18 protein-coding genes are annotated in these 13,613 nt (G+C 58.6%); 6 read left to right on the top strand and 12 right to left on the bottom strand.

Annotated elements, in window-relative coordinates:
- Positions 1–55: 55 nt before the first annotated feature.
- The 3 genes from KQ661_RS08175 to KQ661_RS08165 all read left to right on the top strand — a co-directional run bounded on the left by KQ661_RS08175 (position 56) and on the right by KQ661_RS08165 (position 1,538).
- Complete coding sequence (locus tag KQ661_RS08175) at positions 56–988, top strand: TIGR01777 family oxidoreductase (protein ID WP_216680168.1); 933 nt, start codon at positions 56–58, stop codon at positions 986–988.
- Between the two features lie 77 nt (positions 989–1,065).
- Complete coding sequence (locus KQ661_RS08170; RefSeq protein WP_168671906.1) at positions 1,066–1,248, top strand: hypothetical protein; 183 nt, start codon at positions 1,066–1,068, stop codon at positions 1,246–1,248.
- On the top strand, positions 1,236–1,538 hold the full coding sequence (locus KQ661_RS08165; protein ID WP_216680167.1) for a type II toxin-antitoxin system RelE/ParE family toxin: 303 nt from the start codon (positions 1,236–1,238) through the stop codon (positions 1,536–1,538). Before KQ661_RS08170 ends, KQ661_RS08165 begins: the two co-directional genes overlap by 13 nt.
- A 150-nt stretch (positions 1,539–1,688) precedes the next feature.
- On the opposite strand, the gene KQ661_RS08160 is transcribed toward KQ661_RS08165, so the two are convergent.
- Complete coding sequence (locus KQ661_RS08160; RefSeq protein ID WP_216685353.1) at positions 1,689–2,519, bottom strand: IS5 family transposase; 831 nt, start codon at positions 2,517–2,519, stop codon at positions 1,689–1,691.
- Between KQ661_RS08160 and KQ661_RS08155 the strand changes: the two genes are divergently transcribed.
- The gene (locus KQ661_RS08155) at positions 2,503–3,060 is read left to right on the top strand and encodes a hypothetical protein (RefSeq protein WP_216686123.1); all 558 of its coding nucleotides are present in this window, start codon (positions 2,503–2,505) and stop codon (positions 3,058–3,060) included. The genes KQ661_RS08160 and KQ661_RS08155 overlap by 17 nt on opposite strands.
- An 11-nt stretch (positions 3,061–3,071) precedes the next feature.
- Here the strand turns inward: KQ661_RS08155 and KQ661_RS08150 are convergent, their stop codons facing one another.
- From KQ661_RS08150 to KQ661_RS08110, 9 genes are all read right to left on the bottom strand, one after another.
- Positions 3,072–5,474, bottom strand: a complete 2,403-nt coding sequence (locus KQ661_RS08150; protein WP_235726944.1) for a transglycosylase domain-containing protein — start codon at positions 5,472–5,474, stop codon at positions 3,072–3,074.
- Positions 5,475–5,604: 130 nt separating this feature from the next.
- A complete protein-coding gene (locus KQ661_RS08145; protein WP_216686122.1) occupies positions 5,605–6,063 on the bottom strand; it encodes a hypothetical protein in 459 nt (152 codons plus the stop codon).
- Positions 6,064–6,115: 52 nt separating this feature from the next.
- A complete protein-coding gene (locus KQ661_RS08140) occupies positions 6,116–6,508 on the bottom strand; it encodes a hypothetical protein (RefSeq protein WP_216680165.1) in 393 nt (130 codons plus the stop codon).
- Between the two features lie 278 nt (positions 6,509–6,786).
- Complete coding sequence (locus tag KQ661_RS08135) at positions 6,787–7,143, bottom strand: hypothetical protein (protein ID WP_216686121.1); 357 nt, start codon at positions 7,141–7,143, stop codon at positions 6,787–6,789.
- 23 nt (positions 7,144–7,166) lie between these two features.
- The gene (locus KQ661_RS08130) at positions 7,167–7,388 is read right to left on the bottom strand and encodes a hypothetical protein (protein WP_216680163.1); all 222 of its coding nucleotides are present in this window, start codon (positions 7,386–7,388) and stop codon (positions 7,167–7,169) included.
- Positions 7,389–7,440: 52 nt separating this feature from the next.
- Positions 7,441–8,571, bottom strand: coding sequence for a DUF4153 domain-containing protein (locus KQ661_RS08125; protein WP_216686120.1), 1,131 nt, complete (start codon positions 8,569–8,571; stop codon positions 7,441–7,443).
- A gap of 47 nt (positions 8,572–8,618) precedes the next feature.
- Positions 8,619–8,945, bottom strand: a complete 327-nt coding sequence (locus KQ661_RS08120; protein WP_216686119.1) for a hypothetical protein — start codon at positions 8,943–8,945, stop codon at positions 8,619–8,621.
- A 240-nt stretch (positions 8,946–9,185) separates the two neighbouring features.
- Positions 9,186–9,479 carry a winged helix-turn-helix domain-containing protein gene (locus KQ661_RS08115; protein ID WP_216686118.1) on the bottom strand — a complete coding sequence of 98 codons (294 nt, stop codon included), beginning with the start codon at positions 9,477–9,479 and terminating at the stop codon, positions 9,186–9,188.
- Positions 9,480–9,494: 15 nt separating this feature from the next.
- Positions 9,495–10,091, bottom strand: a complete 597-nt coding sequence (locus KQ661_RS08110) for a hypothetical protein (protein ID WP_235726943.1) — start codon at positions 10,089–10,091, stop codon at positions 9,495–9,497.
- A gap of 63 nt (positions 10,092–10,154) precedes the next feature.
- Between KQ661_RS08110 and KQ661_RS08105 the strand changes: the two genes are divergently transcribed.
- Complete coding sequence (locus KQ661_RS08105; RefSeq protein ID WP_216686116.1) at positions 10,155–10,610, top strand: helix-turn-helix domain-containing protein; 456 nt, start codon at positions 10,155–10,157, stop codon at positions 10,608–10,610.
- Positions 10,592–11,002: a transposase family protein gene (locus tag KQ661_RS23035; protein WP_216727948.1), complete on the top strand. Its 411-nt coding sequence runs from the start codon at positions 10,592–10,594 to the stop codon at positions 11,000–11,002. Before KQ661_RS08105 ends, KQ661_RS23035 begins: the two co-directional genes overlap by 19 nt.
- 357 nt (positions 11,003–11,359) lie before the next feature.
- Here KQ661_RS23035 and KQ661_RS08095 read toward each other — a convergent pair whose 3' ends face one another.
- Together KQ661_RS08095 and KQ661_RS08090 are read right to left on the bottom strand one after the other, a co-directional pair.
- Positions 11,360–12,763, bottom strand: coding sequence for a sensor histidine kinase (locus KQ661_RS08095; protein WP_216686115.1), 1,404 nt, complete (start codon positions 12,761–12,763; stop codon positions 11,360–11,362).
- A gap of 46 nt (positions 12,764–12,809) precedes the next feature.
- Positions 12,810–13,475, bottom strand: a complete 666-nt coding sequence (locus KQ661_RS08090) for a response regulator transcription factor (protein ID WP_216686114.1) — start codon at positions 13,473–13,475, stop codon at positions 12,810–12,812.
- Positions 13,476–13,613: the final 138 nt, after the last annotated feature.

Raw genomic sequence — 13,613 nt, 5'->3', positions numbered from 1 at the left:
GGCAAGGACACTCCAGTAAGCGGGCAATTGATGTTCCATAACCGATAACGCCACCATGACCGATACCTCCCCTCGTAAAGTCCTTATTACCGGTGGCACCGGCATGATTGGTACCCGCCTGGCCGAAATGCTGATTGACAGCGGCTTTGAGGTGGCCCTGCTGAGCCGCGAGCCTGCCAAAAGCAACCACTACCATAGTTTCCGGTGGGACGTGGATGCCGGCACGATTGACGAGGCAGCCATCCCGTATGCCGACTACATCGTGAGCCTAGCCGGAGCCAGCGTGGCCGACGGCAAGTGGACCGATGAGCGCAAGCGCGAGATTATGACCAGCCGGCTGGGTGGCCTGGCATTGCTGGCCCGCGAGCTAGCCAAGCCCGGCCACCACGTTCAGGCCGTTATTTCAGCGTCGGCGGTGGGGATTTATGGCGATGCCGGCGATAAGCTGGTGACTGAGGAAACGCCTCCTGCCCTGCCTACCCATGACTTTCTGGCCGATGTATCGCACCAATGGGAGTTGGCGGCCGCACCCATCGCGGCGCTGGGCATCCGCACGGTAATTCCGCGCATTGGCGTGGTGCTGAGCACGGACGGCGGGGCGCTGCCCCAGATTGCCCGGCCCGTAAAGCTGGGCGCGGGCGCGGCGCTGGGCAGCGGCCGGCAGTACATGTCCTGGATTCACCTCGATGACTTGTGCCGCCTGTTCATCGCCATGCTGGAAGACCCGGCCTGGCACGGCACCTACAACGCGGTGGCCCCCTACCCCGCCACCAATCAGGCCTTCACCGAAGTGCTGGCCGATGTGCTGCACCGCCCGCTGATATTACCCAAGGTGCCAGCCTTCGGCCTGAAGCTGGCGATGGGCGAGATGAGTGAAATCGTGCTGGCCTCACAGAACGTGAGCGCCAAAAAGGTACTGGCGCAGGGCTTCACGTTTGAGTATCCGGAGCTGCGCGGGGCACTAGGGGCATTGTACGGGACGGAGTAGCACACTGGCGAGCTTGGGATTGAACCGTCACTAGCGTTTTTCCTGTATCTTAGGCTACTGCCATCATTTCTTTTGTTATGATTAGCCAAGAACAGATTTCCGTTATCCTGAAAGACTTGCCGCGCGAGTTTTCCATCGATGAATTGGTTGATAAGCTCATTCTGGTAGAGAAAATTGAGGAGGCAATAAAGCAAGGTGAACGGGGCGAAACGTACTCGACCCAGGAAGCGCGCGAGCTGTTGCGGCAATGGTCCAAATAAGATGGTCGCGGCGCATTATTACGGAGATTCACGAAGCCCGCGATTACCTGCACGCCTTTTCGCCCCGCTCGGCTGAGCGGCTGACGGATGCTGTTTTTGGCAAAGCTGCCTTACTGGAAAGCCAGCCGTTGCTGGGCCGCGTGGTGCCAGAAGCCGAAGGCCCGGATGTGCGTGAGCTATTCTATCAGAAATACCGCCTGAATTACCGGGTCGTGAGCCAGACCGAAATTCTGATGCTCACGCTGCACCCGTCGTTACGGCCGTTGACAGCGGGCTCGCTGTTGGAATAATATGTTGCCGGTGATGTATTCAACGTTTCCGAAAACCGTTCTGATGGCTCCGAAAAGTTCTCTAATGGCCCCGCGAGCCAGCTGAGGTCTCCAGTAATGAGTCCGATGTACCGGAAAGGAAATTATTGTGCCTGCACATACCGAAGCTGTTTAGAAAGTCGGCTTTTGGTTGATTTTTCGCAAAAAGATGACGACAAAGGCGAGCCAGTGCCAGGCCAGCCAATTGCCGACGCTGGTTTCGTAGCGCACGAGCAACGTTTTAAAGCCGTCGAGCCAAGCGTTGGCGTGTTCGACCACGACGCGGCGGCGGTAGAGTTCGGGATCGAAAAAGGTGTCGTCGTCGGTCTGCCAGTCGGCGGCGCGGCGGTTGCGGGGAATGTTGGCCTCGATGTCGCGCCGGGCGCATTCCTGACGAAAGCCTTGGGTGTCAAAGGCTTTGTCGGCGTTCAGAAACAGCCCGGCGACGGGAATATTGGCCGCTTCGAGCGAGGCGCAGATTTCCCCGAACAAGGCGTTGAGCTGGTGGGTGTCGTGGTGGTTGCCCGCCTGCGGGCTGGCGCAGGCCAGCGGCTGTCCCCGGTTATCGGCCAAGAAGAGGGCTGTGGTGGTACGGGCTTTCTTGCGGCCCTGATAGCCGACGGCCTCCCCGCCGTTCTTGGCGGGCGTGTGGCTGCCGTCGAGTTGGACGCTGGAACAGTCCAGATGGGCCCCGTTTTCGCGCAACAAGCGGAGCCATACCCCTTGCCAGGACCCGTCCTTGCGCCACGCATTAAAGCGGGCGTACACGCCCTGCCAGGTCAGCGATGCGCCCGTAAAAAACTGTTTAACAGGCAATAATCGCCATTGACAGCCGCTTTTGAGTTTGTAGAGAATGGCTTCCACCAACTCGGCCGGCTCCACGATCGAGGGGCGGCCATGGGCGGAGAAGGTGAGCGCGGGCAGAATCCATTGGCGAATCATATCTTTGGACAGGACTTCCATTAAAATGCGAAAAAAGGAGTGTTACACCTCAAATTTCGCGCTTTTTTGGGAGTCCTTTGACTTTCTAAACAGCTTCACCCTCCCACTAATGGCTACAATACAGGAACAGGCAGCAACGAAAGTTTTTCTAGCAGACAAGTGCGTTGTCTTAACCCAAGGAAGCAAGGAAGTAGTCCGAATTCCTATTGATAGTATAAAGCTGATTGGCGAATACACAACGGCAAACGGCCCAGTGGCTGACGATTGGTTTATCGTCTTCATGACTTCGGAGAAGAACTGGACGCAGATTTCTCACTACACTCCCGGAATGTTGGAGATGCTACAGGAATTAGGCGCTCATCTGGAAGCTGGGATAATAGGGTGGCTGGCCTATTCGACTAGCTGGAAAACCAACATCATCTGGCCCCAACAGGTGGCAGGGCAAGAAATGTGGGACGCAATCAGCGAGGTTCCGACAACGCTAGTTGGCCGGCTCAAAAAAGCTTTGGGGCTGGGAAATCAGCACTTAGTGTTAACAACGGCTTCGGCCTCCGTTTTCTAAAATAGCGCTAACTAGCGCCGGCCCTTTACACTATCCGGCACACCGCTTCCGCTGTTCATCTGCTCCAGCAGGTTGTCGGCGGCTATGGTGTCCACGGCCTCGGCGCGGCGGCGGGTAGGCTCTGATTCCGACACGCAGTTATACTTCTTCACGATTTTGACCGAAGCGGCGGGGAAGTGGCCGGGGGTGTAGTCCAACTCTTTGTCTTTGTACACTTTCTCCATGAACTTGCCGAAAATGGGCAGGGCCGTGCGGCCGCCTTCGCCCTGCTGCGAGCCGGTGAAGTGAATGCTGCGGTCTTCGCCGCCCACCCACACGCCGGTCATCAGGTCCTTGGTCATGCCCATATACCAGCCGTCGGAATAGTTGGAAGTGGTGCCGGTTTTGCCGCCGATTTGGTTGTCGTTGTGCCAGAGGTCGTAGTCCCACAGGGCCTGGGAGGTTCCGCCGGGCTCTTCCATGCCGCCGCGCAGCATGTAGGTCATCAGCCAGGCGGTTTCGGCCGGGATGGCGCGGTGCTGCACGGGGTCAAACTGCTTAATAACGTTGCCGTTGCGGTCTTCGATGCGTGTCACGAGGCGCGGGTCGGAGCGGAAGCCGGAGTTCATGAACGTGCTGTAGGCGTCCACCATCTCGTACACGCTCACATCGCCGGCCGAGCCGAGGCCGATGCTGGGCACCGATAGCAGCGGCGACGTGATGCCGACTTTGTGGGCGTATTTGGCCACGTTGTCCCAGCCCACTTTCTCAGTCAATTGGGCCGTCACGGAGTTGACGGAGCGGGCCATGGCGTGGCGCAGGGTCATGTTGATGCCGGTGTATTCGCGGGTCACGTTGTCGGGCTTCCACTCCATGGGCTTGCCGTTTTCGACGTAGTTGATGGTTACGCGCTGGTCGCGGATGCGGTCGCAGGGCGTATAGCCGTTGTCGAGGGCCGTGAGGTACACGAAGGGCTTGAACGTGGAGCCGGCCTGGCGCTTGCCCTGCTTCACGTGGTCGTACTTGAAAAAGCGGTAGTCGAGCCCGCCCACCCAGGCCTTGATGTGGCCGGTGAAGGGGTCCATGCACATCATGCCCGATTGCAGGAAATGCTTGTAGTAGGCCAGCGAATCGAGCGGCGACATGACCAGCGTAGTGTCGTTGTCGTCGTGCTTCCAGGTGAATACTTTCATCGGCCGCTTGGCATTCAGGGCCGAATCGAGGCGCTGGGGCTGGTTGCGGTAGTGGTTGGCGAGGGTTTTGTAGCTCTCGGTGCGCTTCATCTGGGTCGAAATGAAGTCGGGGATTTCGTTGCCCTGGTCGTCCACCCACGGGTCGCGGCCCTTGTTCTGCCAGAAGTTATCGAACTGTCGCTGAAGGGCTTTCATGCGCTCGTGTAGGGCCTCTTCGGCGTGGGCCTGCATGCGCGAATCAATGGACAGGTAGATTTTGAGGCCGTCGCGGTACATATCGTGGCCCGTGCTGTCGCACCACGCATCCACAAACTGGCTGATGGCGCTGCGGAAGTAGGTATCGGGCCCGTCGATGTGCTTTTCGACGTGGTAATCGAGCACGATGGGCGTGGCTTTGAGGGCCGCGATTTCGGCTTTGGGCAGCACCCCGGCCTGGGCCATGCGGTCGAGCACCACGTTGCGGCGGCGCAGCGCGGCCGCCGGGTGGAACTTGGGGTTGTAGGCCGTGGGGTTGTTGAGCACGCCCACCAGCATGGCCGCCTGCTCGGGCTTCAAGCTATCGGGCGAGGTGTTGAAGAAGGTTTTGGCCGCTACTTTAATGCCAAAAGCACTGGAGCCATACTCCACCGTGTTGAGGTACATGCGCAGGATTTCGCGCTTGGTATAGTGCCGCTCCAGCTCTACGGCGGTGAGCCATTCCTTGGTTTTGGCCACAATGGTGCTCACCACCGGAATGTAGCCCAAAGCGCCCCGGCTCTGCTGGCGGCGAATTTTATAGAGGTTTTTGGCCAGTTGCTGGGTGATGGTGGAGCCCCCGCGCTTTTCGCCATGCAATGATGCCCAGAAGCCCCCGAGCACCGCCGTGAGGTCGATGCCCGAATGCTCGTAGTAGCGTACGTCCTCGGTTGCGACCAATGCTTTGATGAGTAGGGGCGACATCTGACTGAGGCGCACCGGCGAACGATTTTCGCGAAAGTACTTGCCAATCAGCACCCCATCCGACGTATAGATTTCCGACGCCCGCTCCACTTTGGGATTCTCCAAATCGGCCAGGCTGGGCGACTTACCAAACAGGAACATGAAATTGGTGCTCACCAGAAAAGGGTACACCAAAAACAGGATAATAACTAAGCCGAACACTACCCAGGCCCAACTGGCTACCCGCAGCGGCCAGCGGCGGCGCGGCGGCTTGGGCTTAGCACCGGAAGAAGAAGCGGAAGGAGACGTTTTGAGGTCGGCCATAAGAGGCGGCAAGTAGAAAAACGGAGCCTTGGCTCCGCCACGAAGAACGGCAAATATACCAGACCCCCGCCCCAATAGTCAGGAATAAACGCCCGGTGGGCAAATCGGGAGGCGTACCCCGGCCAGTAGGCTAGTCGCGCTGCCGGGCCGCCAGCACGGCTTTGTGGTGCACGTTGCGCAGGGCTTTGGCGCGGCGGCGCTGCCAACGCCAGCCCAACTCCCCCAGGGCCAGCAGGATAATGCACAGACCCAGGAAATAACTCCAGTGCAACAGGCGGATTTGGCCGCGCGTGGGCGAGTCCAGCTCCTGAAACAGCAGCAGGCCCCAAAGCTCATCGAGCAGCGTGAAAGCCCACACCGCCGCCGCCAATACCCGCCCGGCCCGGCCCAGCGCCAGATGCCAGTGCAGCAGATACAGCACCACGCCCGGCAGCGCCGACAGCAGCACCAGCGGCGCGGCCTTTACCAGCGGCAGGCCCAGGAAGATGATGCTCAGCGTTTCCTTTAGTACCTGCGCGCCGGCCAGGGTCCGACCCAAGCGCGAGATTTTGGGAACGACGGCCGACGGGTGCAAGTGAGAAGTAGGCATAGGGCGGGACAATGCGAAGCAGCTAAGTGGCCCCCAAGATACTGAGCTTCGGCTAGTAACGCCGCGCCATGGTGCGCGAAGCCTGGCAGCGCCACGTCAGCACCACAATCAGCAGACCTTTTACGGAATCGAGCAATAAGTTGTCGGGCTTGCCAAAGGCGAAATAAATACCCGCGCCGATGCCTATCCACCACACGCCCAGCAGGTAGCACCAAGTAGCAAACCCGGGCCGCCGCCGCGCCACTTGCACCACTGCCACTGCCGCCACCAACGACACAAACAGCAGCAGCCACGCCACGATGTAGGCCAGAAACGTGGTTTCGGGACCGTACTTCACCCCAAATTGCGTGAGGGTGAACACCGGGGCGAAAAATGCCCCCCCGGTCAGCGCCAACTCAATGAGCAGGGCGATGATGAGCACAGTCAGAAGCAGCTTACGCGCCATGTAGGGTAGGCGATGATGATACCGTAGTGGGCTGTTCTCAGTATGGGAAGCCTAACGGGCCGCCAAGCTAAACAATAATCTTTAATAAATCATTATTTCAAGTTTCGAGAAACCTTGCAACTGAATATTATGACTAGCATAAAGCCTGAATTGATTCATTGATAGGCATTTTTTGTCATTAACCCACGAGAGTGAGGCTGATGCCGGTTTACATAATCCCCTGATTGAGTACCACCCCCGGGTCGCTCCCAAAGGCTGTTTTTCACTCTTTGTTCTGACTACCCGGCCAGGGCACTTACAAGGCCATAACAGGTGAATAAGCAGGTAAAAAGCAGTAGCGGTGACAAAACCACGTAAGCCGGCAACACGATGCCCCACATCAGCAGGCGCACCACGCCCGAGCCATGATAAGCGCGCAGCCAGGTCCGCAACATGCTCAGGACCTGCACGCCCCCAACCTGCACCAAGGCTCCCAGCACAACCCAGCTCCAAAGCTGAGCTTTGTGGTGGGTTGGCATTATCTCATTCTCAAAAAAAATGCTCAGGCCCGCCACGACGATGGCTGCCGCCGTGAGCCACAGGCGGGGCGGCACCACGGGCCACGGCGGTAGCCAGCTGCGTTTGTTAGCCGCCATGACTGCGCGCGAAACAGCCTCCCCTACTGCCGCGACCATAACAGCATGAGTTGGGTGAAGGCCAGCAGCAGCAGGCTCAGCAGCACAATGGTGGCCGGCAGCACACCACGTATCAGTCGCCGCCAGCGGGCATCGGGCGAGGCGGCGCGTTCCTGCCACACCAGCAGCAGGCCCAGCGCGGCCACATCGCCGATGCAGAACAGGATGCCGAAAAACGTGAGCGCGAATTGGGAAATGGAGGTCATCCGGAGTCTTTATTTATAAGTGACTATTGCTGTTTTTCAATTGCTGGTGAGCCTACCAGTCGGCGTAGGTCAAGCCCTGCCAGCCGGTTTGGGCCCGGTGGTGCGCCTGCCATTCAACCACGGCCGCGTTGAGGTGCTGCTGGGCAGCGGCGGCCGTGATGGCGGTGGCATTGCCGTATTCATCGGCGGTGGTGAGGTGGGCGGCGGCATCGAGCGCGCTGCGGTGGGCTACCAGCGTGGGCAGCGTGCGGCCGGGCATGGCCAGCAGAAAGCCAATATCGACGCTGCGGAAGCGGGCCTGGAGGTTGTATTCCGCAATCCAGACCTCCCAGTTGCCGGCGGCCAGTAGCAGCAGCACCGCATAAGCGGCCAGCGAATTGAGGCGTACGAGGCTGTAGGCCGAGCGGCGGTGCCAGATTTTGAGCAGCACCATGGCCGGCCCAAAAAACACCAGCAGCAGGAAGAAGCACACCCCAATGCGCTTGTAGGCAATCCCGCTGTTCAGAATATAGTAATAGTTGCGCAGGCCCACCGAGGCAGCCAGCACGACATTTTGGGCCACCCACACCGTGGCGCCCCAGCGCAACCACGGCAGGCCGGGCGCATAAAAATTCAGGTTGCGACGGAAGAACCACAGCACGATGCCCATGGCCAGCAGGATGCTGAAGATGAGCACATACGTGCCTTCGTGCACGAACTGCGCCAGGTCGAACATCGGCGCGGGCTCGAACCCAAACCAGAGCCAATTGATATCGATGGCATTCACCGCTAGCAGCAGCACATTCACCAGCCCGAAAACGGCGGCGGCGACCAGAAATTCCTTGCGCAAATCGAGCATCCGGGTGTTGCGGAAGCCGAAATCGGGCCGGCGCACCCCGAAGGAGGCCACCCGGTCGCGCTGCCGCCGCACAAACTCCCCGAAGCGTGATTCGTGGTCGGCGAAGTAGTACACCGGCACCACTATCACCACCCCGGCCGTTACCAGAAAGCCCAGCGCGATAAACAGCAGGTGGCCCAAGGAGATATCGGGCAGCAACCGCACCAACCACTCGCCCAGCCGCGCCAGCGCCTGGCTGCTCAGGGCCTCGTGGCGCGGGTTGGCCACCGCGAAGAGCAGGTGAAAAGCCCCCAGAATGCCCAGCGGCACCAGAAAAAAGCGGCCGTAGAACCAGCTGCGGCGCATGCCCGCCCCGGTATTGCGCGGAGCCCGCCCCCCAACACTATGCGCAACTAGGCTTTTGCCAGGCTATTAGCCGCCGTTAGCAGGGCATAGAGCACCAGCTTCAGGTGCGGCTGGTTCACGTAGCCCAGCAGCATCAGCAACGAGGCCATACAGGCCAGCGCCGCCACCGCCGAACCATATACCGCCATCATGGCGGCCCCAAACAGGCTGCCGCCCACCATCAGCCAGAAGGAGCCGGAGCGGCGCACCGCCGCGTGGCGCGGTAGCAGCACAAACTGCACCACCAGCACAAACAACGTGAATACCAGCATATTTATCCCGCCGCCCTCGCGCCAGAAAAGCCAGTCGAATAGCACTACGCCCAGCGGCAGCAATGCCTTCTAGATGGTTGAAAGTGACGCTGCAGCCGTGGTTTGCAGCTGGGCCGTATCCGAATGGGCGGAAACAGGAATGACCGGGTTCATGAACAATCAGTTAGATGAAGAATAGATTTAAGGCAGCTAAATGAGCCGGGCCAGCAGCTGGAATAAATCGAAGAACCAATCTTAAAAAAACTTTGCTATTCAAAGTTACTAGTCAAAAAAAAGAGCCTGACTTGCTCCTTTCTCAAAAAATCAGGGCCGCAGCAGCTTCTCCAGCGTGGCCAGGTGCTGCTGAAACTCAGCCTTGCCGGCGGCGGTAGCGGTGTAAGTCGTGTTGGGTTTCTTGCCGATAAACTGCTTGCTGACGAGGACGTATTCGGCTTTTTCGAGGGCGGCTACGTGGCTGGCAAGGTTGCCATCGGTCAGGTCGAGCACTTCTTTTAAGTCGTTGAAGCTCACAGAATCGTTGGCCAACAGCACGGCCATTACGCCCAGCCGCACGCGGTGGTCAAAGGCCTTATTGAGAGTGTGGATGAGGTGCTTCACCGGGTTGCTGCGGGGTTATTGGGCCGAGGTGCCGGCCGCGCCCGGCCGCTCGTAGCGGTTATACATCAGCAGGCCGTAGCCAATGTGGCCCAGGCCAAAGCCGAGTGCAAAGTAAGCCAAGCCCCAGCCGGGCTGCAGCATGGCCAGCAGCCCAAGTCCGATTTGGCTGAGGCCCAGCAAACGAATTTCGTCGAGGGTGTACTTGCTGGCGTTGAGCAGCGCGAGGCCGTAGAACAGCAGCAGGCACGGCACCACCATGCCCGCATCGCCGCCCAGGTACAGGCGCAGGCAGAACAGCTCGCCCGCCACCAGGGCCACGGCCAGCCGGCGTGCCGGGCTGCTCCACAGGGTTTGCCCGCTGCTGTGGGTGCGGCGCCGAGTAAAAAACACGGCCACCAGCAGCGCCGCCGCAATCATACCGCCCGCCAGCAGCAGCAGAAACGGCAGGGCTGCCCGCCGTTCCGGCTCCGAGGCCTGCATCAGGCGCAGGTAGCCGTCGGGAAATTCGCTTTGCAAATAGAAGTGGCCCGCCGCCGACCCCAGCAGCGCCACCACGCCCGCCCCTACCCCACTCAGGCCCGAGAGCGACAAAAAGCGCGAGCTGCGCTCCATAATAGACATCTTTCATGCATATATTTATAAAACAAACAAGTTATAACATGTAAATCACTGGTTATGAATGATAAATACAAACTACTTCAGGCTAACCCAACCATTTGCAAACGGCTTTTTGGGGTTGATTTTGTTCAACTGCAACAAGTGCTGGTGAAAGTGCAAAACCGGATTGACCAGTATTTGCGGGAAAATCCGCTCTCCAAACGTGGAATTGAGGCAGAATTGAGCGTTGCGAATCAACTGCTGCTGACATTCGAATACCTGCGGCAATACCCCACTTTTTTGAGCCTGGGGTTTTCGTACGGAATCTCGGAAAGCTATTGCCACAAGATTTTTCACAAGATGCGACCCATTCTAGCCGACGTAATCGGGCTCAAAAATCCGGAGAAATTAAAATATACCCACGTAAAAACAGTTGTCGTTGATGTTACCGTGCAGCCCATCGAACGACCGAAAAAGAATCAGGAAGTCTACTATAATGGCTCTAAAAAAAACATATCATTAAGTCACAATTAATTATTAGTCAAAAGGATAAAACGATTGAGCATTGCCGGGTAGAACTGGAAGGCCGCAAGTCAGATATTCGCATTTTTCAGGAGACGCCCCTGGAAATTCATCGGAAAATTAAGGTGAAAGGCGATTTAGGATACGTTGGCATTCAAAAAGTGCATGCCCGCAGCCAAATCCCGCACAAAAAACCGAAAAACGGGGAATTGACCATCAAGCAAAAGAGGCAAAACAAGGCTTTTAGGAGCAAACGAGTCAAAATTGAACACGTTAACCGGCTGTGCAAGTGCTTTCGAATGGTTAAAGAAACCTACCGGAACCGATTGAATCACATTGCGCAAATTTGGCTCATCGTATGCGGACTCATAAATCTTAATATTGAAAAAGTTATACGTATTTAGGAAAGAGGTCTAATAGCGCGGATTTCGGTGAGCTGAGCAAGGGGGTCGGGAGCAGCGGCGGACTTCATATTTTTCGAAGTGCTTTGTAATGCAAAGTTGATAAAAAGAGTTGATGTATTTGTCATGCTTCCACCAAATTTTATTCTCAATGCCTGCCGCCCCCGCAGCTATTGCCCAGCCCAAGTTAGCGCCTACACAATCGGGGGAAGCAGCGCTTTGCTCAATACTTGCATCTACGGGACAGGATTCGTAATTCTCCGGTGGCGGAGGCGGGGTTGGATTTGGCCTGCTTACAGCAGTTTTCAGCGCATCAACCTACTGTCCAAATACTAAGCATACCCCAACTCACCGGTCAGCCTACGCCGATTCGGCGGGAAACAGCAGGGTAAACGTGGTGCCCCGGCCCAGCTCGCTGGCCACGCTCACCTCGATGTGCAGTAGACCGCAAGCCTTGGCCACAATGGACAAGCCCAGCCCGGTACCGCCGATTTGCTTGTGCGCCAGCGCATCGGACCGAAAAAGCGGGTCGAAAATCCGCGCCAAATCCTCCGGCCGAATGCCGATACCCTCGTCGCTGATGGTGCAGCGCAGGTGCGCTGCGGGCCGCGAGAAACCCACGGTGATGGCAGAGCCGGCAGGCGAATACTTAATGGCATTGGCCAGCAGGTTGTCCAGAATCAAATCGACCAGAAATGGGTCTGACACGATGGGCGGCAGGTCACCGTCTTCCACATCGACGCGGATGTGCTTGGCACTGAGGTCGACGCGGTGGCGATGCAGCACATCGTGCACGCAGCTGAGCACCGACAGCTCCTGCCGCTTCAGGTCTTTGGCCTGGGTTCCGAAGCGGGCCAGCAACAGCAGCTGGTCGACGAGGAGGCTGAGGCGGTCGATTTCGCCGATGCCGAGGCCGATGCTTTCCACGTATTCGGCGGGCGTGCGGGGCTTGCGCACCAGCACTTCGAGGGTGCCGCGCAGCACGGCCAGCGGCGTGCGCAGCTCGTGCGAGGCATCGGCGGTGAATTGCTTTTCGCGCTCCACCGCCTGCTCGATGCGCTGGAGCAGGCTGTTGATGGCGCTGGCCAGGGTGTGGAGCTCGTCGGGGCGCGGCGGCAGGGCAATGCGCTCGGCTAAGTTGTTGCGGGTAATGCGGTTGGTGGTGGCCGTGATTTGAGCAATGGGCGCAATGCTGCGCCCGGCCAGCCCCCGCGCCAGCCCAAACACCAGCAGCAGCACCACCGGAAACGAAAGCAGCAGCACGGTTTCGAGGCTGTCGAGCACGTGCCGGGCCGCCTCCGACGAAATGGCCGCCACCAGATAGCCCACCGTGGTGCCGGCCGGCCGAATAGGCTCGGCCAGCTGCCGCAGGGCCTGCCCGCGCAGCGTGGAATTCAGCGGCACCAGCGGCGGGGTGGCGTCGAAGGGCAACAGGTCATTTTTCAGGTTGGGCGAGCGGTCGAGCACCCGGCCGCGCGCATCGGCCAGTTGAATGAACACCGGGGCCACCTGCACCTCGCGGTGCTCCCGCTCCTGCCACTCCTGCCGGTGCAAAAAGACCACCTGCGAACCATCCAGCCGCAACTTTCCCATGTACTTGGCCACCTCAAATCGCAGGCTGTTGTCCAAATCGAGGTACACCCGGTGCTGCACCACGCCAAAAACCACCAGGTACACGGCCGCCACCAGCGCGGCGGTGGCCAGCATGTAGTGCAGGGCAATGCGGTTTTTGAAAGTGAGCGACATTGGGGGATTTTGGGGCATGGGTGGCAAAGTTGCTACGTTCTGGCATTTCGCCCTCCTACCTCAGCTAGTCCCGGGCCACGTAACCAATGCCGCGCACGGTCTGCAAATACTCGTCATCCTTTCTCATAACCAGCTTCTTACGCAGCGCGTTCATGTACACATCGAGCACGCCGGTATTGTATTCGAAGTGAATGTCCCACACATTTTCGATAATGCTTTGGCGGCGGCACACCTTGCCCTTGTTGCGCAGCAGGTATTCAAGCAGGGCAAATTCCTTCTGGGTGAGGGCAATTTTCTTGTCGTTTTTATGCACCTGGTGCGTGTCCACATCCAGCGTAATGGGGCCGAGCACGAACTGCTCGGCCGACGCGGGCACGGGCCGCAGCTGCACTCTGATGCGCTCCAGCAGCTCCGCAAAATGAAACGGTTTTTTGATGTAGTCGTTGGCACCGGCCTGCAAGCCGGCCACGGTATCGGCCACGGTGTCTTTGGCCGTGAGGAAGATAAGGGGCGTCGTGAGCTGCCGGGCGCGCAGCTGCTGGCACACTTCCAGCCCCGTGAGGCCGGGCAGCATCCAGTCCACGAGCAGCAGGTCGTAGGGCCGGGCCTGGGCCTGGGCGAGGCCGGCGGGGCCGGCAGCGGCCACATCCACCACAAAGCCCTCTTCCTCGAGGCCCTGTTTCAGAAAGCGGGCAATACCGGATTCGTCTTCGATGAGTAGCAGGTTCATAAGCGGGGAGGCGCCGACCGCAGCAGCGGAGAGCAAAGGTTCAAAGTTCAGCTTAACGGCATCCTCCTATCAGCGGGTATCCCCGAACGAAGATGAGCCAATATTTTAAGGGAATATTAATATTTTTCCAAGAAAAAG

It is taken from the genome of Hymenobacter siberiensis (assembly GCF_018967845.1).
Taxonomy (GTDB): Bacteria; Bacteroidota; Bacteroidia; order Cytophagales; family Hymenobacteraceae; genus Hymenobacter; species Hymenobacter siberiensis.
The sequence above is the reverse complement of the archived record's forward strand: the minus strand, read 5'-3'. Positions and strand labels throughout refer to the sequence as shown.

Coding starts and splice junctions, on each gene's coding strand:
- KQ661_RS08175 (WP_216680168.1), top strand. CDS start 56: ATGACCGATACCTCCCCTCGTAAAGTCCTTATTACCGGTGGCACCGGC.
- KQ661_RS08170 (WP_168671906.1), top strand. CDS start 1,066: ATGATTAGCCAAGAACAGATTTCCGTTATCCTGAAAGACTTGCCGCGC.
- KQ661_RS08165 (WP_216680167.1), top strand. CDS start 1,236: ATGGTCCAAATAAGATGGTCGCGGCGCATTATTACGGAGATTCACGAA.
- KQ661_RS08160 (WP_216685353.1), bottom strand. CDS start 2,519: ATGGAAGTCCTGTCCAAAGATATGATTCGCCAATGGATTCTGCCCGCG.
- KQ661_RS08150 (WP_235726944.1), bottom strand. CDS start 5,474: ATGGCCGACCTCAAAACGTCTCCTTCCGCTTCTTCTTCCGGTGCTAAG.
- KQ661_RS08145 (WP_216686122.1), bottom strand. CDS start 6,063: ATGCCTACTTCTCACTTGCACCCGTCGGCCGTCGTTCCCAAAATCTCG.
- KQ661_RS08140 (WP_216680165.1), bottom strand. CDS start 6,508: ATGGCGCGTAAGCTGCTTCTGACTGTGCTCATCATCGCCCTGCTCATT.
- KQ661_RS08135 (WP_216686121.1), bottom strand. CDS start 7,143: ATGGCGGCTAACAAACGCAGCTGGCTACCGCCGTGGCCCGTGGTGCCG.
- KQ661_RS08130 (WP_216680163.1), bottom strand. CDS start 7,388: ATGACCTCCATTTCCCAATTCGCGCTCACGTTTTTCGGCATCCTGTTC.
- KQ661_RS08125 (WP_216686120.1), bottom strand. CDS start 8,571: ATGCGCCGCAGCTGGTTCTACGGCCGCTTTTTTCTGGTGCCGCTGGGC.
- KQ661_RS08110 (WP_235726943.1), bottom strand. CDS start 10,091: ATGGAGCGCAGCTCGCGCTTTTTGTCGCTCTCGGGCCTGAGTGGGGTA.
- KQ661_RS08105 (WP_216686116.1), top strand. CDS start 10,155: ATGAATGATAAATACAAACTACTTCAGGCTAACCCAACCATTTGCAAA.
- KQ661_RS08095 (WP_216686115.1), bottom strand. CDS start 12,763: ATGCCCCAAAATCCCCCAATGTCGCTCACTTTCAAAAACCGCATTGCC.
- KQ661_RS08090 (WP_216686114.1), bottom strand. CDS start 13,475: ATGAACCTGCTACTCATCGAAGACGAATCCGGTATTGCCCGCTTTCTG.